The sequence below is a fragment of the Mycoplasmopsis canis PG 14 genome, assembly GCF_001553195.1.
Classification (GTDB): Bacteria; Bacillota_I; Bacilli_A; order Mycoplasmatales; family Metamycoplasmataceae; genus Mycoplasmopsis; species Mycoplasmopsis canis.
Map to the genome: position 1 here is coordinate 838,772 of NZ_CP014281.1, position 25,646 is coordinate 864,417.

Annotated in this window: 16 protein-coding genes; 15 read left to right on the forward strand and 1 reads right to left on the reverse strand. The window is 29.4% G+C overall.

The features are described 5' to 3' along the window. Positions 1 to 13: 13 nt before the first annotated feature. From AXW82_RS03315 to fusA, 8 genes are all read left to right on the forward strand, one after another. Positions 14 to 2,359 carry a putative immunoglobulin-blocking virulence protein gene (locus tag AXW82_RS03315; protein WP_004795166.1) on the forward strand — a complete coding sequence of 782 codons (2,346 nt, stop codon included), beginning with the start codon at positions 14 to 16 and terminating at the stop codon, positions 2,357 to 2,359. Positions 2,360 to 2,578: 219 nt separating this feature from the next. After that, positions 2,579 to 5,035, forward strand: a complete 2,457-nt coding sequence (gene mip / locus AXW82_RS03320; protein WP_060913341.1) for an Ig-specific serine endopeptidase MIP — start codon at positions 2,579 to 2,581, stop codon at positions 5,033 to 5,035. 11 nt (positions 5,036 to 5,046) lie between these two features. Then, on the forward strand, positions 5,047 to 7,458 hold the full coding sequence (locus AXW82_RS03325) for a putative immunoglobulin-blocking virulence protein (protein ID WP_004795162.1): 2,412 nt from the start codon (positions 5,047 to 5,049) through the stop codon (positions 7,456 to 7,458). A gap of 278 nt (positions 7,459 to 7,736) precedes the next feature. Further along, positions 7,737 to 10,100 carry a putative immunoglobulin-blocking virulence protein gene (locus tag AXW82_RS03330; RefSeq protein WP_060913342.1) on the forward strand — a complete coding sequence of 788 codons (2,364 nt, stop codon included), beginning with the start codon at positions 7,737 to 7,739 and terminating at the stop codon, positions 10,098 to 10,100. Positions 10,101 to 10,121: 21 nt separating this feature from the next. Beyond that, positions 10,122 to 12,743 (forward strand): Ig-specific serine endopeptidase MIP, encoded by a 2,622-nt coding sequence (gene mip, locus AXW82_RS03335; protein ID WP_004795158.1) that lies wholly within the window; start codon positions 10,122 to 10,124, stop codon positions 12,741 to 12,743. A gap of 206 nt (positions 12,744 to 12,949) precedes the next feature. Further along, positions 12,950 to 13,363 carry a 30S ribosomal protein S12 gene (gene rpsL, locus AXW82_RS03340; protein WP_004795156.1) on the forward strand — a complete coding sequence of 138 codons (414 nt, stop codon included), beginning with the start codon at positions 12,950 to 12,952 and terminating at the stop codon, positions 13,361 to 13,363. 48 nt (positions 13,364 to 13,411) lie between these two features. Then, on the forward strand, positions 13,412 to 13,882 hold the full coding sequence (gene rpsG / locus AXW82_RS03345; RefSeq protein WP_004795154.1) for a 30S ribosomal protein S7: 471 nt from the start codon (positions 13,412 to 13,414) through the stop codon (positions 13,880 to 13,882). Positions 13,883 to 13,908: 26 nt separating this feature from the next. Next, a complete protein-coding gene (gene fusA / locus AXW82_RS03350; protein WP_004795151.1) occupies positions 13,909 to 15,999 on the forward strand; it encodes an elongation factor G in 2,091 nt (696 codons plus the stop codon). Positions 16,000 to 16,087: 88 nt separating this feature from the next. On the opposite strand, the gene AXW82_RS03355 is transcribed toward fusA, so the two are convergent. Beyond that, positions 16,088 to 16,603 (reverse strand): hypothetical protein, encoded by a 516-nt coding sequence (locus AXW82_RS03355; protein WP_004795149.1) that lies wholly within the window; start codon positions 16,601 to 16,603, stop codon positions 16,088 to 16,090. 45 nt (positions 16,604 to 16,648) lie between these two features. On the opposite strand from AXW82_RS03355, the gene AXW82_RS03360 reads away from it, so the two are divergent. The 7 genes from AXW82_RS03360 (at position 16,649) to lysS (ending at position 25,629) form a co-directional block, all read left to right on the forward strand. After that, positions 16,649 to 17,251, forward strand: a complete 603-nt coding sequence (locus AXW82_RS03360) for a ribonuclease HII (protein ID WP_004795146.1) — start codon at positions 16,649 to 16,651, stop codon at positions 17,249 to 17,251. A 96-nt stretch (positions 17,252 to 17,347) separates the two neighbouring features. Next, positions 17,348 to 18,616: a hypothetical protein gene (locus tag AXW82_RS03365; RefSeq protein ID WP_004795145.1), complete on the forward strand. Its 1,269-nt coding sequence runs from the start codon at positions 17,348 to 17,350 to the stop codon at positions 18,614 to 18,616. A gap of 114 nt (positions 18,617 to 18,730) precedes the next feature. Then, positions 18,731 to 19,531: an energy-coupling factor transporter ATPase gene (locus tag AXW82_RS03370; protein WP_004795144.1), complete on the forward strand. Its 801-nt coding sequence runs from the start codon at positions 18,731 to 18,733 to the stop codon at positions 19,529 to 19,531. Next, positions 19,522 to 20,406: an energy-coupling factor transporter ATPase gene (locus AXW82_RS03375; protein ID WP_004795142.1), complete on the forward strand. Its 885-nt coding sequence runs from the start codon at positions 19,522 to 19,524 to the stop codon at positions 20,404 to 20,406. The genes AXW82_RS03370 and AXW82_RS03375 overlap by 10 nt, the downstream gene beginning before the upstream one ends. Next, a complete protein-coding gene (locus AXW82_RS03380) occupies positions 20,406 to 21,461 on the forward strand; it encodes an energy-coupling factor transporter transmembrane component T family protein (protein ID WP_004795140.1) in 1,056 nt (351 codons plus the stop codon). The genes AXW82_RS03375 and AXW82_RS03380 overlap by 1 nt, the downstream gene beginning before the upstream one ends. A gap of 126 nt (positions 21,462 to 21,587) precedes the next feature. Beyond that, entirely contained in the window at positions 21,588 to 24,155 is a 2,568-nt protein-coding gene (locus tag AXW82_RS03385; RefSeq protein WP_004795138.1) for a DNA topoisomerase IV subunit A, read from the forward strand. A 4-nt stretch (positions 24,156 to 24,159) separates the two neighbouring features. Further along, on the forward strand, positions 24,160 to 25,629 hold the full coding sequence (lysS, locus tag AXW82_RS03390; RefSeq protein ID WP_004795137.1) for a lysine--tRNA ligase: 1,470 nt from the start codon (positions 24,160 to 24,162) through the stop codon (positions 25,627 to 25,629). Positions 25,630 to 25,646 lie beyond the last annotated feature (17 nt).

Below are 25,646 nucleotides of genomic sequence, written 5' to 3' on the forward strand. Positions count from 1 at the left end.
CAAGGAGAGGCTTATGTTGAATAGAAAGAAAAAAATAATGCTAATAACTTCTACTATAGGTATTACAACCGCAATTTCTGCATCAACAGTAATTCACATGAATTCTGCCAACACGAAGGGTTTCAAATTTAAAATAAACCCCGGTACTACAAGAAATTTTATTGCGGATTCTGTTGATTTAACAAAAACTGAACCTGCCGCAACAGATATTAATGTTCCAATCTTAAAAAATCCACCAATAGTAAAACCAATTATTCAAAAAGACCCTCTAAAAACCGAAATTATCCCTAAGATAGATGATAAGAAAAAAGAAATTAAAAACCCTATTTTACCTAAATCAACAAATTCGCCAAAATCAGATATTTTACCTAAAAAAGATGAAAAACCTAGTCAGCCAACTCTAGAGATAACTGACCCAACTTTAAAACCTAAACCAGCCCCTACTGAAACAAGAGTAATTATTAAGGATAATATTAAATACTTTGTTGAAGTAACTCCTTTACCACCTAGAGTAAACAAAAAATCAGATATTGAAAAAGGAATTGTTAATAGAAAAAATTATAGAGCCGAGTTTACTCCTGATGTACACAAAATTTCTGGAGCTTTAACACCCGAAAATATTGCGGCATCAGTAGCAAATGCACAAGCTAATGGTAAGATTCAAGATCTAACTTTCGGTGCAACATCTTCATATAGACCCATATTAGAAGATCCTAATAGGGATTTAGCTAGAAAACAAAATTATTTAGATAATGTCGGAAGCGCCGATGAGCAAATGGCTGGTTTATGAGCTAGATACTTCCAACTTTTAAAGAATAAAGAAACAATATACAAGTATGTTGATGATATTGCAAGAAGTCACTTCGAAGAATGATGAAACTCCAAAGAAACAATTAGTTGAGATCAAAGTAATGGTAGGCAAACTGTTCCATTAGGACATTTCTTACTTATAATGCACATTGATCACACTAAAATTACTAAACTTTCTAAACAAGTCTTAGATGAACTAGCGCAAGGTAATGTTATCCCTAAAGATGGGGGTAATTTATCAGTAAATGAAAATGGTGAATGGGTTTCTCATACCTTTAAGCCACCATATAATGCAGTTTTAGCAAGAACTAAAAATGAGAATCAGCATTTTAGAGTATTGGGTAATAATAAAGATGATTTTAGAACTCCTAACCAAATAGAAAAAGGTAAATACACTAATTGAAATGATGTAGATAAAACTAATTATTATGCATCTATCGGAATAAACGAAATTAGTGGTGGAGGGATATCTGTTACCGAATATACTCGTAAAGAAAAAATTGAAGGAGAAAACAGAGAAAAAGCAACTGTTGTCACAATCGATGTTTCTGTACCAAATGCTTATAGACATGCAAAATCTATTATGGAAAAATTCATTTCAAAAGGTATAGAAATCACAGGTTACAGAATTAAAGGTATTGGATTATCAGGCGATCAAAATATGGACCATATTCTAGCTGCTTTACCACAAGAATTGCCACTTCTTGAACTTTTCTTCGAATCTAGAAACACATCTGCACTAAGAAAAATACATAATAAGAAAATTGATGAATTAGGTCTTTATACAAATAACAAAGTTAATTCATTGGCAGATGATTGATCATTTAATCCTTGAGCTTTAAATAATGTTGCTTGATTAAATATGAACGATTATAACGTAAGCTTTTCATATAGCCCACGTGATACTATATATACAGTTATTACTTTTGATAATCTTGCTTTTGATCCAGAAGATTTAGGCCCTAATGGTAGCCTCGATAAAATTAATGATGGACTTAGAATGGCCTACTGATCAAGAAATAATGAACGTATTTTCCAAGGTGGCTGAGGATCCGGGAATAAACCCGATAGACACGCAGCAAGCAACTCATACACAATGGGGCTAGATTTATCTAGAATACCTTCAATAAAATCACTTAGAGGATTAATTTTTACAAATGAAGATAATCCTAGTGAAAAAAGAATGTTAAACAAAATAAAATTATTCAATAATTCAGACACTTTCCAAATTGCAACGACTGAAATGAATGAAGCACAATTTGATGAAATTTTAATCAAACAAACAAGTATGCCAAGATCTAAAATTATGTTTAGTAATGGATCAGCAACTCAAAAAATTAAAATTATACCTACTTCTAATGATAATACATTATCAAGTTCAGGTTTAAGAAATTTAAGTGTATTAATGCAATTTTCGGATGGAAATTTCTCTAAAAGTAGTACTGAAATTATAGTTCCTGAGGGATCGCATTCATTATTAAATACACTTAGAAATTCTGGTTTTAATGCTAGATTTGAAAGCGAAGACGATTTATATGAACCTTATTAGAAACCGATTTATTCGGTTTTTATTTTTACTTTAAATGATATATAGCAGCCATAAAACTTTTTTTACTAAAAAAATTATTATACAAATGTGATAAATTTCACAACTGGTAAAATAAAGCTTAAATGTGATAAAATAAAAGTGTAATATATTTTATATATATTAAAAAAGAAGGAGTAAGCAAAAAACAAAAACACAATAATAAAAACAAAGAGGTAAAAAATGAATAGTAAAAAAATGAAAAAAATTCTTTCTGGCTTATTAATGACGTCGTCATTTTTGGGTTTTAGTACAGTTATTAGTTGTGGAGATAACAAAAATAACACTAATAATGCTTCAAATACAGAAAATAAACCTAATGACCCAACACCTGGATCACAAAACCCTGGGGTTTCAGACCCAAATGCAATACCAAAATCAGAATTAGAAAAGAAAACTTTTGATGATCTTTTTAGATTTACAAATGAGTTTGGTGCGCCATTAAGTTACAAAAGTTTATCAATTCAACAATTTTTTAACAATATCGATGAAGGTAAGCTTAATATTTCTAAGATAGATGAAAAAACTCCATTAACATTTCTAAATGCTCGTCAAGAAGGAAATTCTGCAAAATTATTTTTCATCTACAATAACAAAGAAAATGAAATTGTAACTTACACTATAAGCGGATTTGAAGGAGCACACTACGATCTTTCAGGTCCTAAAGTGCCTGCAAGTAAGTTTGGTTCTTATGTTAATTCAACTTTAGAAGAACGTTATAAACAAGATGCTGAAGAATATGATCAAGGTTTAAATAGAAATAGCGAACCTCGTAACAATTTAAATGCAACAAGTGAAACAATCGCTAAATTCGATGAAAAAGCAAAATCATTAGGGTTACCAAGTTACGATAGATCAAACAAAATGGGTATGACTATCCCTAAATATGATTCATCTGGAAATGTTGTTGGTTTAGATTTAAAACTAAGCGAAACAGGTAAAGGTCCTTCATGAGTAGATAATTATGGCAAAGATGGACCAAAAAATAGGGGACTTGCTAGAACTATTACTAACCAAACGTATGCAAATATAGCATTGCAAACATTCCAGTTTAATATTACAAATTGAAATGTTTCACCTGATGAATCTGTAAGAAAACTTGTCCAACAAGCTTTAAGAAATGACGAAAATGTTAGCTTATTCATAAATATGTTAGATAATCAAAAAGAAAAAGAACGTTTACTAGGTGTTTATGAGAGAAATAAAACTGTTATGGGTGTTGTTAAAGAAGTTATTAATCAAACCTGAGAACAAATGAAAAAAGATAAAGGTGGAGAGGACCAAGCAGCGGTATTTTACACTCAATATATAAAAGATCAAAGAAAAAAACTTTCTGATAGAGTAAATGCATTACAAATTGATCAAAAAATTAAAGATAGAATTAATAAGCGTATTGATGATACAACTGATTTTTATGATTTAGAGAACTTTTGAAATACTAGAGGTGGGGCAGATGGTACAGCATGAATAATGGATTATGAATTAACTACCGATGGTTCTTATCCAATGAAATGATATTTTGCAACTAATTTACACGTTCTTGATGGTGTTGACTCTAGCAACATTGAAAGTTTTGGCTTAACAAGGTTAAACAAGTCAACTCCTTCATTATTTAATAAATTAAAAACTAATGAATTTGATCGCGGAAAATTTACTCATTATGGAATTGAAACGCCAAGTGCATTAACAAGAATTTTTGATGGTCGTGATTACTTAACAAAAGATCCTGTAGAATTTTTAGCAGACAAAAGTTTTGATAAAAAAGAATTTATAGATATAGCTATATTTGAAATTGATTTCACAAAAACAAAATACACTAAAGAACAAGTTCAAGACATAACGAATGATTATGCTAATTGAGATGAAAGCAAAAAAGCTCAATTCGCAAATTACGACTATTTAAGTAATTATGAGAAAATTAACATTCCTCTTGCTAGCAAAAATATTAAAAATCTCGAAAATTATGATAGCTTATATATCTTAGGGTTCCCTAAGACTCAAGCCGGGCCATTTTTAGATTATTTCTTAGATAGATATGAAGATGAAGACTTACTTAAAAATGCAAGATGGTCCTTTAGTTTATGAACTAACGCTTCATATGATTTATATAACAAACCAGCTCCAACAGATGAAAATACTAAGTTTTTAGCTGATCAGGGTTATGGTTTATCGTATAATATAGGTTATAGAACATTCACAAATAAACCCGGAATTACTGATCAATTCTTAAGTTTCCCCGTAACTGGTAAAGCACCATATCATTCAACTGATGATAATAAAGATTATATTTCAATGAATTTAGCTTATTTACCTAAACGTTATGTACCTGGTGGGGGTGCTTCAGGATCTTCAGTAAGAACAAAGGATAATAAAATTGTTGCTATTTTCCATACAGCAAATGAAATTGCTAATACTGGAGTTGCAGCTGCTTTAAGATCTAATGGATTTGATTATAAAGGACTTTACGGAACATATAATTTACCTCAATACGATATTATATATGGAACAGGTAAAGACCAAAAAAATTCTTACCGTCATGAAATGCTTAATAAGAATAAGGGTAATACATGACTATTTAAAAATGGATTCCAATCAGAAAATGTTCCAACTGAATTTAAATTTACCGAAAAACAAAGTTAAAAGGAGTAATGATGTCTAATCTAAAAAGAAAACATAAAGTTATTTTATTAACATTAGGTAGCGTTGCTTCCTCAACTGCAGTTTTCGGTACAATTCACGGTATTAAAACTGATAAATCATTATCTCAAGAATTTAAAGTTAAAAGTAGTTGAAAGGCTTTTTTAGATGATAACACCGCAGACCTTTCAAAAGCTTTTCCAAATACATATGATGCCGAATTACCAAGAAAGCCGGAACCTAAACCGGTTCCGCCCGCAAAACCAATTGAAAAACCAATTGATGTTATAGATATACCAAAAATTATAGAGCCTAAGCCAGAACCAGAACCAAAACCGGAACCATTACCTCCTTCTCCAGTTCCTACACCTAAACCGGAGCCTAAACCGGAGCCTAAGCCAGAACCAAAACCTATTGAAACAAATCCTCCTGTTGTAGTTATCCCTGAGGAAAAACCAAAACCGGAGCCTAAACCAGTTCCTGAACCACCAAAAGAAACTAGAGAGAGAAAAGAAATAGTCAAAGACGATATAAGATACTTTGCTGATGTAGTTACTTTCCCTCCAAGAACTGATAAAAAAAGCGATGTGGAAAAAGGGATAACAAATCGTGTTCCATATAGAGCAGAAATAACACCAGACATAGAGAATGTTACTGGTGCATTAACAGAAGCTAATATCAAAGCCAGTGTTAATAGAGCTATAAGACATGGTAGAAGTTCAGATCACATTTTTAGTGCTGGTAGTTCATATCGTGAAATTTTAGAAAATGATGATCTTGATGTAGAACGTAAAGTAAATTACTTTAACAATCAAGGAAGTAGTGGTGAACAATTAGAAAGCTTGTGATATAGATATCATAATCTACTAAAAAATAAAGAACTATTGAGAAAATACGTTGATCAAGAAGGTGAAAGAAATTTTGAAAAATGATGAAATGATAAGAGAATGTTTAGTTGAGAACCTCCTAGATCATACAACCGCCGTCAAATTCCTCTAGGTCATTTGCTTCTAATAATGCACATTGATCACAGTAAAATCACAAAAATTAGTGATGAAGTAAAAAGAGAATTAGCTAAGGGATTTGTTATTCCTAATGATTATGCAACCTTACATGTCAATGAAAATGGTGAATGATTCTCACATAATTATGAACCACCAAACAACCCAACCGTTGACAGAATCGTAAGAGACAATAAACGTAAGCGTGTTCTTGGAAATAATGATAAATGAAGTCGTAGCGCAGAAGATATTGAACGTGGAAAATTTGCAAATTGAAGCGATCGTGATGTTACAGCAACTTTTAGGGAGCAACATGGATTTGGTGATTTATTAAAACGTGGTGGTGGTATTTACGCAACTGAATATACTCGCAAAGAGAAAATTGAAGGTGTAGATAGAGATAAAGCTGTTGTTATTACAATTGATGTTTTAACCCCGCATGCTTACCAAAACGCTGAAGAAGTTATTAAAAAATTCCAAGAAAAAGGAATTGAAATTACAGGTTATCGTATAAAGAATATTGGTAAAACTGGTTATGATCAAGATATGGCCAAAATATTTGCTGCACTTCCTCAAAAATTACCAATGCTCGAGTTATTTTTTGAGTCAAAAAATACTTCAGCTTTAAAATATATTAAAGATAAAGAAATTGATGAATTGTCAATGATCACTAATAATAAGGTGAATTCGTTGGCTGATGATTGAGCATTTAACCCATGAGCCCTCAATAAAGTCGCATGAGTAAATATGGCTGATTACAATGTCTCAAGTGACTACAATAGATCATTAACAATATACACACGTATTACTTTTGATAATCTTGCTTTTGATCCTGAAGATTACAAACCTGGTGATTTATCAATAATTAACAACGGATTAAGAATGGCGTATTGAGTAAGAAATAATGAGCGGATTTTCCAAGGTGGATTTGGTCCAGGTTTAAAACCAGACAGAGATAGTAGTGGAAACTCATATCCTATGGGGGTAGATTTTTCAAGAATTCCACAAATAAAAACATTGTACGGAATGATTTTCTATAACGAAGATAACCCTAGTCAAATAAGAAAATTGAACAAAATAAAATTATATAACGATTCAGACACTTGGTCTGTTACTACAACTGAAATGAATAATGCACAATTCGCAGATATTTTAATAACTACGCAACCCCAAATGCCTAGATCAAAAATTATGTTTAGTAACGGAACAACAACAAGAAAAATTAAGATATTACCTACATCTCAAGATAGCACTATAACAGCTTCCGGACTAAGACATTTAAAAACATTAATTAGTTATAGTCATCTTTCTCAAAATACAGAAATAATTATCCAACAAGGCGCAAATAATCTTTATAAATCTCTACAACAAGCTGGATATAATGTACGTTTCGAAAGTTCTGAAGATGATTTAATTATTTATTAAAATAAACAATAAAGATATATTTATTTAATGTATCTTTATTTTTTTAAAATCATATTTTTTATATTTTTAAAAGAAGAAAAAAATAAAAAATACATTTCTATTAAAATTACAAATAACAATAAAAATTACTTTTTAAACACTATATAAAGGATTAAAAACATTTTTTTAAAACCATTTATATAAGTATGGTATAGTGATTTTACCAAAGAAAATAAGTTATTAAATGTGATAAAATAAAAATGTAGATATATATTATAAATATATATTTTGGAGGAAATATGATTAATAGAAAGAAAAAAGTAATTCTTATAGCATCATCAATAGGATTGACTGCAGCTTCTATTGCAACAACTCTTGTACACACAACTTCAGCATCAACAAAAGGTTTTAAATTTCAAATTGATAGAAATGCAAAACCTAATTTTGAGTCTGGTGATGTGGATTTAACAAAATCAATAATTAGTGCTTCGGATTATAATTTGCCAAAGAAACAAGCACCTGAAATTGTTGAGCCGCCTAAAATTGTTGAGCCACCTACAACAATTGCTAAACCAATTATAAAGGACCCCGAAAAACCTCAGCCAATACCTAAACCTGTTCCTGAACCAATAACACCATCTCCAAACCCTACCCCTGCGCCTAAACCCGCACCGACTCCAACACCTGCACCTAAACCTACACCAATTCCTGTACCACCTAAACCAGTTGAGCCACCTAAACCAAAAAAAGTTAAAAAATTAATAAAACATGGTGACATTGAATTCGAAGCAGATGTTATAGAAATACCAGAAAAAACTTATGATTCTTCTGATATTGAAAAAGGAATTACAAACCGTGTTCCTTACACAGCGGAAGTTACACCGGATGTTACTGGAGTAAATGGGGCCCTTACAGCAGAAAACATTAAAAAAACACTAGGTAGAGCCGTTAATAAAGCTAAAATGGTTGGAAAACATTTTAGCAATGATTATGGATATGGGGCGGCATTAGGAAATCCTAACTTAGATATTGCAGAAAAACAAAACTATATTGCCAACGATGGAAATGCACCTGATCATTTAGGGAATTTATGGGCTAGATATGAAGCACTTTTATCATCTAAGGAAAACATAAAACAATATTTAAATCCTACTGGTCTAGCTAATTTAGATAAATGGTGAGATATGACAGAAACAATTTCGTGACCAAGATTAATGGGGACCGAAACTCGGCCATTAGGAAAATTATTATTACTAATGAATATTGATCCAGACAAAATTACAAAGTTGAGTAAGGAAGTTTTAGATCAATTAAAAAATGGAAGTACAATTCCAAATTATGGTGGTGATGTTTATGTCAATTCTAATGGTGAATGAGTTTCAAGAACTTTTGAACCAGCTGTAAATAAAGTAACAGGAGAGATGACAAGAAACAATAAGATCAAACGTGTTTTCGGAAATAATGACTATTATTGAAGAAGTCCTGATGATATTAAAAAAGGGAAATTTGCTAATTGAACTGATAGAGATGTTACAAGTTACTATGCTGGTAGAGGACTGGATGTGTATGGTGGCGGAATTAAAATTACAGAATACACAAGAAATGATGTAGTTGAAGGTGCAACAAGAGAAAAAGGTGTGGTAGTTACCCTTGACGTTCTAGAACCTAATGCATATAAAAAAGCTGAAAAATTAATCAAACAACTCCAAGAAAAAAATATTGAAATTACAGGGTATAGAATCGAAAATATCGGTAAAGCAGGAAGTACACAAGATATGTCTAAAATATTTGCTGCCTTGCCTAATAAATTACCTCTTCTTGAATTATTTTTCGAATCAAGAAATACATCTGCTCTTAAATATTTGAGAGATAAAGAAATTGATGAATTATCACTATTAACTAATAATAAAGTTAATTCATTACACGATGAATGAGCATTTAACCCATGAGCACTAAATAAAGTTGCATGAGTTAATATGGCAGATTATAATGTATCAAGTTCTTATAATTCATGAGATACAATTTACACACGTATTACATTTGATAATTTAGCCTTTGATCCAGAGAACTACACAACCGAAGGTGATTGATCTGAAATTAATAACGGTTTAAGAATGGCTTACTGAGTAAGAAATAATGAACGTATTTTCCAAGGAGGATGAGGTCCTGGACTTAAACCTGATAGAGATGCAGCCGGAAATTCATACCCTATGGGAGTTGATTTTTCAAGAATACCAAAAATAAAAACGTTAAGAGGTATGGTATTTTACGATATTAAAAACCCTTCAAGAAAAAGAAAACTTAATAAAATTAAACTTTATAATGACTCTGATACATGAGAAGTCACTACTGCGGATTTAAATTTAGCGCAATTTGATGATGTTTTAGTTAAGAATTCTAGAGCGCCTAGATCTAAAATTAAATTTAGTAATGGGGCTTTAACTAAAAAAATTAAAATTAAACCAACTGTTAGTGTTCAAAATATTAATGGTGATGGAATAAGACATTTATCAACATTAATGCAATATTCAGATGGTAATTTTTCAAAAAGTTCAACTGAAATAATTGTTACTGACGGAGCTGTGCAACTTTACAATACACTTAAATCAGCAGGATTTAATGTAAGATACACAAATATTGAAGATGAATTTGAAATCTTTTAGATTTGGGATGAGGTATTAATTATGAAAAAGAAAATTGTTAATAAAGTTTTATCAGGGTTATTACTAACTTCTTCTTTAACTCCACTTATAACTTTAGTAAGCTGTAATAAAGATGACTTAGATAAAAAGAAAACATCAGATAAAAATACAAATGATCCAAATAAAAACATAAATGAAAACGGAAAACAAACAACAGGTGGAGAAACTGAACTATCTAGCGAAGAGATTTCTAAAATAATTAAAGAAAACGACATTAATAAAATTGGAAAAATTTATTTTGAATTAGAAGGTGATTCAAATGCTCCATTTAGTATTCCTAGAAGAATTTCTGATCCAAGTCAAATTACATTAAGAGAAGCAATTGAATCTAACACTGATTTTGAACCAAATAATACAAAAATAGGTGGAACAGTCTTAAATAAAAGGATTCTAGATGATAAATCAAGTTTAGAAATTTCTATACTATTTAAAAATAATCAAATAGTTAAATATGTTATCAAAGGATTTAAACAAGATACAAATCCTTATGCTCCACCTATTGAATCTGATAGCGAAAGAGAAAAAAGACTATCAGAAGAAAATGATTATGCAGTAAATAAAAATCACATTCAAAAATATGAATATGACTTAGAGAAAATAAAAAATGTTTTAGAAGCTAATAAATATTCTAGAAATTTTACTACTTCAGAATCATCAAAAGAAAAATATAACAAAATTGCTGAAGAATTAAATATGCCTGATTATGATACTGCTTCTAAATTCGGTTTTGTTATACCTAAGTATGATGAAAGCGGCAACATTACTGGATTAGATATCCCAAATCGTGGGGCAAGATCAACTACTCACTGATATGATCATTATAAAAGATTAACAGAAGGTGGTCCAAACAGAAATACTGGTTTACCAAGAAAATTAATAAATGATAATTATGCGGAAGCTGCACTTCAGTCTTATATGGTAACTTTTTCTAGTTTTTATCTTTCTAGTGACCCTGTGGTCCAAACAAAATTAGAGAGATATTTAGGGGAACCAAAATTTGATATCTATGGTTTAGTTAATTTAATAAAAACAGAGTCTAAAAAACAAGAATTTAAAGCCCGTTTAGATAAGGATAAAGCAGATAGAGCATACCCTAATGACGCTGTTGTTGAAGCTGTTTTCCGAGATACTATCAAACAACTAGAATCAGAAGCAGGAACAACTCAATCTCAAATTGATGATATGTATAAGAATATATATACTCCTTTTATAAAAACTCAATGAGATTTGTTGATAAAGGCGGTAGAAAAACATAAAAGCGAATTGCCTGAAGGTACAATAGAAAGATTGAAAAAAATAGTAAACGGCGATAATGTTTATGACTTCAAAACATTTAATAACTTCAAAGGAAAAGCAAGAAGCTCTGGTGGCGAATCCGGAACTGCTTGAATTTTGGATTATGAATTACCAAAGAGTGGTAGAAGTTATCCTACAAAATGATATTTTGCAACAAACTATCACGTAATTAATGGATCAGACGTTGATACAATTGATTATATCGGAATGAATCGTTTAAAAAGAACTGACGAAAAACATATTTTTAGTAATTTAAAAGTTGTTGATGTAGAAGATAGAATTGAAAAAATTTCTTTTGGGAAAGAAGGGTTTAAAAGAGTTTTTGATGCTAGGGATGTTTTAAATACAAATCCTTCTACATTATCTGGAGATGATAAATTTAAAGATAAAGAGGAATTCATGGATTTTGCTGTTTTTGAATTAGATTTTGAAAAATTTACAGCAAAAGATAGAGATAATAAAACTGCAGAAGAATATGCTAAATGATTCACTAATAATTACGCAAATATTGAGGATAAATTAAAACTAAAAGTCCCGAAATTTGATTATATAAATAGTTATGACAAAATAGATCAACCACTATTAAGAAAACCTGGGGAAACTCAAGAAAATAAACAATATGATAACTTGTACGTTGTTTCATACCCTAAAGCACAAAGCAAAGGATTTTTTGATTTCTACCTCAAACAATATGAAGATGATGATCAACTAAGAGTAATTAAATGAACTCACACAATGTGAACAAACGCTTCTTCACGTTGATATGATCTTAGCAGCGCAACTGGTGAAAGAGATGAAAGATTAGTAAAACGTGGTGGAACACTTTCAAATATGTTAAATTTAAGACAGTTTAAAGATAAACCAGGAGTATTCGATAATTTTATTATTAACCCTCGTCTATCTGGTGATAAATTCTTATTATCTAGAGATGATAATAAAGAATATATAAATAGTGGTATTGGGATGTTATTAAAGAACTTTGAAATCGGAGGTGGTGCTAGTGGATCTGCTGTAAGAAATCAAAATAATGAAATAGTAGGAATTATTGCTATCGGATTTACAGGTTCTACTACATCAGGTGCAATGGGACTTCGTTCATATGGTTATGATTACAAAGGATTATATGGAAGTACATACACAAACCTTCCTCAATATGATTTAATATTTGGTGGTGGAAAAGACCAGAATATTGGACATTCATATAGAGAAAAATTAAAAGAATTATACCCAAGTGGTATAAACACATATTTAATGAAAAATGGTGTTAATGATATACCTGAAGGATACAAATTTAACAACAATAAATAACTCTAAAAAATGAGTTATTTTTTTAATTTTAATATTTAAAATAATGTAAAAAAATATTAAATAAAAACTTTTAACCCTATAATGTAGTAGTAAAAAAAATTTTTTACGACACACTAGGGTGTGTTGTTATGTTATAATATTCAAGCTATTATTTAATACATAGCCTAAACATTGTTTAAAATATTAAAAAATCAGAAAGGATAACAATGCCAACAACAAATCAGTTAGTTAATAATGGTCGTAGTTCAAAGATCAAGAAGCAAAATGCTCCTGCGTTATCTTTAACATACAACTCATTAATTAAAAAATCTAAAAAAATGGCATCACCATTCAAACGTGGTGTATGTACTCGTGTTGCAACAATGACACCTAAAAAACCTAACTCAGCTTTACGTAAATATGCTCGTGTTAAGTTATCAAATACAATGGAAGTTACAGCATACATTCCAGGAGAAGGACACAACTTACAAGAACACTCTGTTGTTTTAATTCGTGGAGGGCGTGTTAAAGACTTACCTGGGGTTAGATACCACATCGTTCGTGGAACACAAGATGCTGCCGGAGTTGCAAAACGTAACCAAGGTCGTAGTTTATACGGAACAAAAAAAGCTAAAAACTAATTTAAGCATAATTTAAATTTTAATTAAATACAAAAATAGGAGGACATTATGTCAAGAAAGAAAAGCGCGCCAATCCGTGAAGTACTTGCAGATCCAGTTTTTAACTCATTAGTAGTTACAAAATTAATTAACCAAATTATGCTTGACGGAAAAAAATCAATTGCTCAAGATATTTTATATTCAGCATTTGAAATTATTAAAGAAAAAACAAACAAAGAACCAATGGAAGTATTTTTAGCAGCTGTTGAAAATATTACTCCACAATTAGAAATTCGTACAAGAAGAATCGGAGGAACAAACTACCAAGTTCCTACTGAAGTTCCTGCACGTAGAAAACAAACATTAGCACTTAGATGATTAGTGCAATATGCTAGATTAAGAAACGAAAAAACAATGGATGTTCGTTTAGCTAATGAAATCATCGATGCATCAAACAAAACAGGTGGAGCAATCAAAAAACGTGAAGATACACACAAAATGGCTGAAGCTAACCGTGCATTCGCACACTTCAGATGATAGTGTTTATCATTTAAGTTTTTAGAATTATGGCTAGAGATTACGAATTAAAAGATTACCGTAATATCGGTATTATGGCCCACATTGATGCAGGTAAAACAACAACTACAGAAAGAATTTTATTCCATACAGGAAAAATTCACAAAATTGGTGAAACACACGACGGTGGTTCACAAATGGACTGAATGGAACAAGAAAAAGAAAGAGGTATTACAATTACTTCTGCTGCTACAACAGCTTTCTGAAAAGGTAAAAGAATTAATATTATCGATACTCCAGGGCACGTTGACTTCACAGTAGAAGTTGAACGTTCACTTCGTGTATTAGATGGTGCTGTTGCAGTTCTTGATGCTCAATCAGGAGTTGAACCACAAACAGAAACTGTTTGAAGACAAGCAACTAATTACAAAGTTCCACGTATTGTTTATGTAAATAAAATGGATAAAGCTGGTGCTGACTTTGCAGCTTCAGTTGCTTCAGTTAAACAAAGATTAGGTGGAAATGCTGTTGCTATCCAATGACCTATCGGTGCTGAATCAGATTTCAAAGGATTAATTGATTTAGTTACATTACAAGCATTCACATACAATGGTGAAGCACAAGAAGAAGAATTCCCAACAGAAATTCCAACTGACTTAAAAGAAATAGTTGAAATTAAACGTCAAGAATTATTAGAAGCTGTTGCAGCTTTTGATGAAGAACTTATGATGGTTGTTCTTGAAGGTGGAGAAGTTGATATTCCTACATTTAAAGACGCAATTAGAAAAGCTACTTTAACTTCAGAATTTTTCCCAGTAGTTTGTGGAACATCATTCAAAAACAAGGGTGTTAAGAAAATGATTGATGCCGTTGTTGATTACTTACCATCACCTTTAGATATTCCTGCTATTAAAGCACACGAAGGTGAACAAGAAATTAGTGTTGAAGCAACAGATGAAGGAAACTTCGCTGCTTTAGCATTCAAAGTTATGAACGACCCATTTGTTGGATCATTAACATTCTTCCGTGTTTACCGTGGTGTTTTAAACAAAGGAAGTTATGTATTTAACTCAACAAAAGGTGAAAAAGAACGTATCGGACGTATCTTACAAATGCACGCAAACAGCCGTGTTGAAATCGATGAATGTCGTGCTGGAGATATTGCTGCCGCTGTTGGTCTTAAATATACAACAACAGGTGATACACTTGTAGATGAAAAATCAGCAAAAATCGTTTTAGAAAAAATGGTATTCCCAGAACCAGTTATTTCTCAAGCTTTAGAACCAGAATCAAAAGCTGCTACAGAAAAACTTTCATTAGGATTACAAAAACTTGCAGCTGAAGACCCTACATTTAGAACATACACAGACGAAGAAACAGGTCAAACAATTATTGCTGGTATGGGTGAATTACACCTTGATATTATTGTTGATCGTTTAAAACGTGAATTTGGTGTACAAGCTAAAGTTGGAGCTCCTCAAGTTTCATACCGTGAAACAATTACAAAAACAGCAGAAGTTGAAGGAAAACACATCAAACAATCTGGTGGTAAAGGACAATACGGTCACGTATGAATTAAATTTGAACCAAACCCAGATGGTGGATTTGAATTTGTCGACAAGATTGTTGGTGGTAAAATTCCAAAAGAATACATTAAATCAATCCAAAAAGGACTTGAAGAAAAAATGGCAGCTGGTATTTTAGCTGGTTACCCAATGATTGATATGAGAGCTACATTATTTGATGGATCATACCATGATGTCGATTCATCAGAAATGGCTTACAAAATTGCTGCTTCTAAAGCTCTTACAAAAGCTAAAGACCTTATTGGTACAGTATTATTAGAACCTATTATGGATGTTTCAGTTGTTGTTCCTTCTGATCACATGGGGGATGTAATTGGTGATCTATCTCGTCGTAGAGGTCTTGTAAACGATCAAGAACAAAGAAATGATGGAGCTGTTATAGTTAGAGCACAAGTTCCTTTATCAGAAATGTTCGGTTACTCAACAGAACTTAGATCTATGACAAGTGGACGTGGTACATACCAAATGCAATTTGATCACTATGAAAAAACTCCAAAAAATATTTCTGACGAAATTGTTAAACGTAGAAATATTCAAGCTAAAGATGAAGAATAATATTTAAACAATATTCAAATTAATAATTAAACAAGTCGAAAGGCTTGTTTTTTTATAAAAAAATCACCGTAGTGATTTCAAAATAATTTTATACTTCTTGTTCAGATTGAAATGCTGCTGTTAATGTCCCGCAAAAAGCGCAACTTAAAAATCTTTGATCTTCACTAAACTCTACGAATCTAGCATTTTTTGTATATTTTCTTGTGTACTCTGAACCATCTAAAAAATTAACTTTTAAAAATGGTATATAAAGCATAACTCTTGATGCTGGTTCCAAATCAGAATTATAAACAGTGTGAATTCTTAAGTCATGTGAATGGAAAATATTAGTTTTAAGCAATTCTACCTCATCAGGGAGAAAGAAGCTCATTATTCTTGAGTAATTATATTCAAGAATTTCATCAACATTAATACCTTCATTATTATGTTCTTTTAATAATTCTTTATATGTTTCGAAAAAAATGTTTTTATCGAACAAATTAACTTGTTTATCTTCATATATTTCTAAAAATGTATTATAAAGATCATATTCATTATTTGATCCAAACAAATAATCATATTCTCTTTCACATTTAATGCACTTTGCATGTACTCTTGTTCCCATAATTCCTCCACTTTTATATATTTAATTTTATAATAAAATTTAAGTATGTTAAATTTTGAAAAAGAAAATTTTAAAGGTATTTTAGTCGCTGGATGTGATGAAGCTGGAAGAGGTCCGGTTTGCGGGCCTTTGGTTGCTGCATGCGTTATTTTACCTCTTGATTACGCGAATGAAATGATTGATGATTCTAAGAAATTATCTGAAAAGAAAAGGGAAATCCTTTTTGAGGAAATAAAACAGAATGCAATTGATTATTATATTGAAATACGTAGTGTTGATGAAATTAATAAAACAAATCCAAAAAAAGAATCACAAATTGGCATGGCCAATGCAATTAAAAAACTAAAGATAAAACCAGAACATGTATTAACAGACTTTGAAAAAATTGATATTGAGATACCTCAAACTAATTTGATAAAAGGTGATCAACTTTCTTTGAATATTGCTGCAGCTTCTATTTTAGCAAAAGTTACAAGAGATAAAATTTTACAAGAATATGCTTTAAAATACCCAGAATATGGATTTGAAAATCATAAAGGCTATTTAACTAAACAACACTTAGAGGCACTTAGAAAATATGGTGTTATAGAAAGCTTTTATAGAACTAAATATAAACCTATAAAAGATTTAATAAATAAAAAAGATTAAAGTTTAGTTTATGAAAAGGATTTCTATTTTCTGCTTTTTTTAATAAAACTTGACCAGTCATATTTTTAATGATAAAACATAAAAAAAGGGGCAATAATGAAAATTAAAAAATTAGTATTTTTAATAATTCCATCTATAACTTCATTACCTCTAGTTATTTCTTGTAATAATGTTGATGAAAAAGAATATAATAAAGTGACATTTGAATATCTATTACAAAAAAATAATGAAGAAAATGGTGTGGTACAAAATTCAACTTTTATTTTAGATTTGGCAACGACAAAAAATGAAAAATTTTTAGAAAATGAAAATATTGTTTTAAATGATGAAAAGGATTTTGAAAAGAATATAGTCGAAAATTTTTTAAGTAAATCTAAATTAAAATCAATTCCGAAAAAAGATATTTATGAAGAATTTGAAAGAAGATTTTTAAGCTCTAAAAAAATTAGCGATGTCTTAAAAGAAAATAATATATATGTTTACGAAGAAAGTGGAAAAAATAATTATCATTTCATACAAACTAAAAATAAAAAATTGTATTGGAAAGTTAATGTAGATGATATTTACGGATATCAAAACCTTATCAATAAAGAAGATTTTTCAAAATACTTTATTGTTTTTATCAGACCAAAAAACTACATTGTAAAATCACCCTCAAAACTAATAAATGGGGTACAAGAAGCTAAAGAAATTTATGATGAATTAAAAAGTAACTTTAAAAAAGATATTTCAATTTTAGATAATGACACTAAATTTGTTTCACCAATTTATCAAATCAATAGAAACTCAACTTATTTGCACGAAAAAAGTGAATTCGCTTGAAATATTTTAGAAGACAACTATAGGACAATAACTAATACAGATGAATATAATAGTATTTTTAAAAATTGATTTTCGAAAATTAAAGAAAAAGATGCATCATTAGATGAAAAAGCTGAAATCCTTAAAGCAAAAGATGATTTTAGAAATAAATTTTTAAACAATATTTCTGTTGAAGAAATATTAAATTATTACAATATTTTCATATATGAAGGTTCTAAACACAAATATAATGGTGATTTTAAAAATTATTTATATGAAGGGCTTGAAAATAATGAGATTATTTCTATGGAGCAAACTTCTTGAACAAGATTAGATTCTATAGTTATTTACAATAATGAAAATAATCAAATTTCAATAACTGAGAATGAAGGTTTACCTACAATTAATATTATTACTTCCTCATCAGATAATGATTATTTCAAAAATCAAAAATGATTCGAAGTAGTTTTGGTTCCTAAAACTAAGAAAATATTATTCAATCCTGATTTATCAAAAAGTGAAAAAATTTGAAATTTAGCTATTTTACAAAGAAAAAAATCTTAATTTTTATAAATAAAATTAAAACTGCTTGTGGTTTTTCTGCAAGTGGTTTTATAATTTTATAAAATAATAAAATATATTAAAAAAAATTAAATGTGTAATAAAATTATAATAATTATGATTAAGGTAGAAAATGTTATTTTTAGTTACAAGCCTGGTGTGCAAAAACCCGCTTTAGATAATGTGAGTTTTGAAATAAAAAAAGGTGAGTATGTTGCTGTTTTAGGTCACAATGGTAGCGGAAAGAGTACTCTTTCTAAATTATTAGTTGCTTTATTAAAACCTCAAGAAGGAGAAATTTCTATTGACGGCATTCAATATAGCAGAAAAAACTTACTCCAAATAAGAAAGAAAATTGGCATTATTTTTCAAAACCCTGATAACCAATTTATAGGTTCATCTGTTGAGGATGATATTGCTTTTGGTCTTGAAAATAAAAAAGTTCCTCAAAAAGAAATGAAAGAAATTATTCATCATTTTGCTAAAAAGGTTGATATGCTTGATCATTTAGAAAGAGAACCTGAAAACCTTTCTGGAGGACAAAAACAAAGAGTTGCTATAGCTTCTGTTTTAGCATTAGATCCAGAAGTAATAATTTTTGATGAAGTAACTTCAATGCTTGATCCAAAGGGTAAAAATAGTGTATTAAGTATTATTAAAGAAATTAAAGAAAAAAGAGAAAAAACTTTAATTTCTATTACACATGATATGGACGAAGCCATCTTAGCAGATAAATGTTTAGTATTTGCTAATGGAAAGTTAATTGCGACCGGTGATCCAAAAACCATTTTAAACAATAAAGATATTATTGAAGTAGCTAAAATAGACTCTCCATTCATTTATAAACTAAGCTCTTTATTAAATGGTATTGAGCCAACATATGATAGAAAGGAATTGATATCTAAAATATGCAAATAAAAATCAATAATTTGAAACATGTTTTTAATAAAAACTCTCCTTGAGAATTCCTTGCTCTTGATGGTATTAACTTAAATATTAAAGATGGGGAATATATAGGTGTAATAGGAGCGACAGGTTCAGGTAAAACCACATTAATTGAACACTTTAACGGTCTTCTTAGAGCTACTAACGGAAATATTGAATGAGATTTTATTAAAGATAATATTCAACAAAAGTTTATTTATGGCGAAACTAAAAGTAAATTTAAAATTAAAGATTTAAGAAAAAAAATAGGGATTGTTTTTCAATTCGCTGAATATCAGCTATTTAAGAATACAATTAAAGAAGATATAGCTTTTGGACCAATTGCATTCGGAGTACCTAAAGATGAAGCTTACAAAATCGCAAGAGAATGTCTGCTAGAAGTAGGTTTATCTGAAGACTATCTCGAAAGAAGTCCTTTTGAATTATCAGGGGGACAAAAACGTAGAGTTGCTATTGCTGGTATTCTTGCAATGAATCCTGATTTTATGGTATTTGATGAACCTACTGCTGGTTTAGATCCTGTCGGGGTTAAAGATATATTAGATATACTAACTAATTTACATAAATCTGGTAAAACTATCATAAATGTAACTCACGATCTTGATCATGTTTTGGAAAGAGCTGAAAGAGTTATAATGCTTAAAAAAGGTAAAATTGTTGCTGATAATAATGCTTATGATGTTTTAAGTGATATTCATTTTTTGAGAGAAAATCACTTGCAACCACCTCAACTTTTAGATTTTGTTTTAGAATTAAGAGAAAAAGGTATCAATGTTCCTAAAGTAAGAAATATTGAAGAATTAGCGCATTTTTTAAATAATGAAGTATTAACGAAGGAAGGTAAATAATGAAAAGTATTTTCGGACGTTACATTCCAGGTAACACTTTTATGTATAGAATAGACCCTAGAATAAAAGTGTTACTAAGTATTTTAATAATAATTCTTATTTTTATTGCTAGCAGTTTTATAGAAATTGGATTAATACTTTTATTTGTTTCTTTTATTTATGTTTTATCAACAAAAAAAATTAGACCGGTATTTAAGTTATTAAAATTACCTTTATTTATATCCGTTATTTTGTTCTTTGTAAATATGTATACCGTTAATAGTCAGACAGTATTTAAGAATGAATATTATGTGTCGTATTTTTGATCTTTTTTCACTCATTCAGGAAAAGAGTTGGAAGGTATTTCGGGGCAAAAAGTTCGTTGAATAGATTTTTATGACCCAAAAATAGTTGGACAAGATACTATTAATTATTACATTAACACATATGGGGAATATGCTAAAGTTCAATATGGTTTTTCATTAAACTCGCTTAACAGAACTCTTTCATTAATGAGTAGAATATATATAATGGTTTTAACAACTAGTTTATTAACAAATACAACTAGACCTATCTTATTAAATAAATCGATAGAAAGTTTATTGTGACCTCTAAAATTTCTTTTAATACCCACTCATATTGTTGCAACAATAATTTCTATTGCATTAAGATTTATTCCTACCTTAGTAGATGAAGCAAACAGAATTATTAAGGCACAATCTTCAAGAGGTGTAGACTTTAAACATGGAAATACTAAGGAGAAAATTGTTGCTTTTACAACTTTAATCATCCCTCTTTTTGTTTCATCGTTCCAGAAAGCTGAAGACTTATCTAATTCAATGGAAACAAGAGGTTATGATCCTTATGAAAAAAGAACAAAGTATAGGGTTTTTAAGTTAAAATGAACAGACTTTTTAATTACATTTATATTTATTTCTATTTTAATTTTATTTGTTTTAAATCATATTATTGTTCAAAATTCTAGTTTTAATCCTATTGAATGAAGTTTTAATGCATATCATATTGGACATTATACTGTTCCTAATATTTTTATAATAACGAAAATAGTTGCATAAAATAATTAAAATAATATCTTTAGCAAGGTATTATTTTAATTATTCAATTTTTTATTTTGGCTAATTAATTTTTATTAATGTTATAATTAAATAAATATTTAATTAACTAATAACTAAGGACTTTAAATGAGTAAACTAATTAAAGAAAAAATTGAAAAGATTGTTGAAGAAACTCTTGAAAAGACAATGTCTGAGCGTTTTGAAAAATATGCAAAATATGTCATCCAACAAAGAGCATTACCTGATGTTAGAGATGGTTTAAAACCAGTTCAAAGGCGTATTTTATATTCAATGTTTGGTTTAGGCCTAGATAGTGATAAACCATACAAAAAATCAGCTCGTGTTGTTGGTGATGTAATTGGTAAGTATCACCCCCATGGTGACTCTTCAGTTTATGAAGCAATGGTTAATATGTCTCAATGGTGAAAGATGAACTCACCAATTTTGGATATGCACGGAAATATAGGTTCAATAGATGATGACCCTGCTGCTCAAATGAGATATACTGAAGTTAGATTATCAAAAGTTGCTCATTACATGATAGGTGATATAAAGAAAAAGACAACTTTATTTGTTCCAAACTTTGATGATTCAGAAACTGAACCAATTGTATTGCCTTCTTTATATCCTAACTTACTCGTTAATGGTGCTATGGGTATAGCGGTAGGTATGGCAACAAATATGTTACCTCATAATTTAAACGAAATAATTGATGCATCTATTCAAAAAATAAAAGATCCTAATATAACATTAACAAAAATTATGAAGTATATAAAAGGTCCTGATTTTCCAACCGGTGGAATAATATACGGAAATAAAGGAATCGTAGAAGGATTTGAAACAGGGAATAATTCTGCGAAAGCAAAAATAAGACTTTTTAGTAAATATAAAATTTCTGAAAACTCACAAAATAAATTTATTGAGATAACAGAAATACCATATGGTATAGTAAAATCTTCTTTAGTATATTCAATTGATTTATTAATACAAAACAAAACGATTTCTGGTTTAGTTGAAGTTAGAGATCAATCAGACAGAAATGGAATTAATATCCTTCTTACATTAGAAAAAAATGTAAATGAAAAAAGTGTTTTAACTTATCTATTTGAAAAGACTAAGCTACAGAACACTTATAACTATAATAATGTTGTAATTATTAACGGTAGGCCAAGAATTGCTAATTTAATGATGTTACTATATAGTTATGTAAGTCAAGTTAAAGATGTTAAAACAAAAACTTTACAATTTGACTTAGAAAAAGCTAAGCTAAGGTTAGAAATTGTTTTAGGTCTTATAAAAGTTTCAGAGATAACTGATGAAGTTATTAAAGTCATAAGAAACGCAGAAGGTTCAAAAGCAGGGGTTGTTATTGCTTTAATGCAACACTTTGATTTTACAGAAAACCAAGCAATAGCAATTGCTGAATTAAGATTATACAAATTAAGCAAGACTGATAAAATTGCCTTGCTAAATGAAAAGGGTGAATTAGAAAATACAATAAAACGTTATGAATTACTTTTAAGTGATGATAATGAATTCAATAATTTTATAATTGAAGAACTTAAATTAATTAAAAAACTTTTTGGTTGAGAAAGAAAAACTCAAATTGTAGAATCAGAATTTGATTTATCTTATGATGAAACAGATTTAATAAAAGATGAATCAACTTATATCGCTATAAGTAAATTGGGTTATGTCAAAAGATTTTCAGAGAGAATTGCTGAAGCGAATTCACTATCTACATATACTTTAAAAGAAGATGATTCTCTTATTTATTTCAATAAAACAAACACAATGAAAACATTACTTGTTTTTACTAGTTTAGGAAATTATATACAAATACCTATTTACAAAATAAATGAAACAAAGTGAAAAGATTTAGGTTCTAAATTAAGCGATATTGCTGAATTTAAAATAAATGAAAAAGTTGTTTCTATTATTGAAGTTACAAATTGAAGCGAAAATGTCTTTGTTATCTTAGGAACAAAACAAGGATTATTTAAAAAAGTTAAACTTAGCGACTTTAAGATACAAAGATTAAATAAAAGTTATACAGCTATAGGCATTGCTAATGATGATGAATTAATTAACGCTACTTTAAGTAATGGGTTATTGAATATTGTTATTATAACCGAGTCGGGTCTTGCATCTATGTATACCGAAACAGATGTAGCAATTTATTCGCCAAAAGCTAAAGGAAATAAAGGTGTTTATTTATCGTTAAATGACAAAGTTGCTGGATTTACTGTAGTAAATTCCGCTGATATCGTTAATATTGTTTCTTCATCAGGTAAATTAAAACAAATTAAATCATCAGAAATTTTACCTATACCAAAAAATATTAAAGGTAAAAAAATCTTTGATAGTAAATTAAATGGAACAATTAAAGATGTTCATATAAATAAAGATGACAAAATAATTGCGCTTAACGGCAATAACCAATGTTTAATAGAAAAAATTTCTGACTATACAAATAATAAAATTTCAAGCAAGATAATCGACTTAGAAATACCGCAATTGTTGGAAATTTCTTTCCTTAAAGTATGAACAGATGAAACAATAGAATTTAAAAATATGTTTACTGCTGAAGTAAGAAAAGAAGAGGAAGAAGTTTTTGCTTTAAGCGAACAAACTCTTGAGGAAAGTTCAAGAAAGTTAGAAGAACTTTTAAAGAAAATTAATGGAGGAAAATAAAAAAATGCAAAAATATACAGAACAAGAATTAATTAGAAGAAATAAATTAGAAACATACAAAAGCATGGGTGTTGAGGCTTTTGCAAAAGCACATAATTTAAAAGATATGCTTTATTCAGATGATATTGTTTCTAAATATGATAAATTCACAAAAGAAGAACTTCATGAAAAAGAGTTTAAAGTTGCTTTATCAGGAAGAATTATGACAATGAGAGGTCCTTTCATTCTAATTCAAGATTATCATTCAAAAATACAACTTTACTTCAATAAAAAAGAACATGAAGAATTAGCTAAACTTGTTGATACATTTGATATAGGAGATATTGTTTATGCTGAGGGTTCAGTTATGAAAACTAACACAGGAGCTGTAAGTGTAAAAGTTGAATTTATTAAATTATTAACTAAAGCACTAAAGCCTTTACCAGGTAAATTTCATGGATTAGTCGATATTGAAGAAATTTATAGACATAGATATGTTGATTTGATAATGAATGAAGAATCAAAAAATGTCTTTTGATCAAGAACTAAAATTATTTCAGAAATTAGAAGATATTTTGATGAATTAGAATATATGGAAGTAGAAACACCATTCTTGCACGACTATCTTTCAGGAGCATCAGCAAGACCTTTTAAAACACACCATAATGCATTAGATCAGGAATTTGTTCTCAGAATAGCTACTGAAATTCCGCTTAAAAAACTTTTAGTTGGTGGAATTGATAGAGTATATGAAATTGGTAGAATATTTAGAAACGAAGGTATTGACACAACTCATAATCCAGAATTTACATCAATTGAATTTTATGAAGCTTATTCTAATTTAGAAGGTATGATGAACAGAACTGAAACTTTATTCAAACGCTTAGCAGCTAAGTTAGGTAAAGATAAAGTTATGAATCGTGGTGTTGAAATTGATTTAACAAAACCTTTTAATAGAATCGATATGGTGGATGCGGTTTCTAAAGCAACTGGAGCAGATTTTAAAAATATTTCTTTTGAAGAAGCTAAAGAAATTGCTATTAAGCATGGTATTAAAATTCAAAAATTCTTCCAATTCGGTCACATTGTAAATGAATTATTTGAATTACTAATAGAAAAAACATTGATTCAACCAACATTTGTTTATGGGCATCCTATTGAAATTTCTCCACTTACTGCAAAAGGAGAAGATCCTAGATTTACTGAAAGAGCAGAACTTTTCATTAACACAAAAGAATACGCAAATATGTATACAGAGCTTTCTGATCCTATCGACCAACTAGAAAGATTTGAAGCTCAATTAAACGAAAAAAACAACGGTAATGATGAAGCCAGCGATATTGATTGAGACTTTGTTGAAGCTTTAGATTATGGTATGCCTCCTACAGGTGGTTGTGGTATAGGAATCGATAGATTAACAATGCTTTTAACAGAAAAAGAATCTATTAGAGATGTTCTTCTATTCCCTACTATGAAAAGAAAAAATAAAAATTAAGCTAAAAATTAACTAGC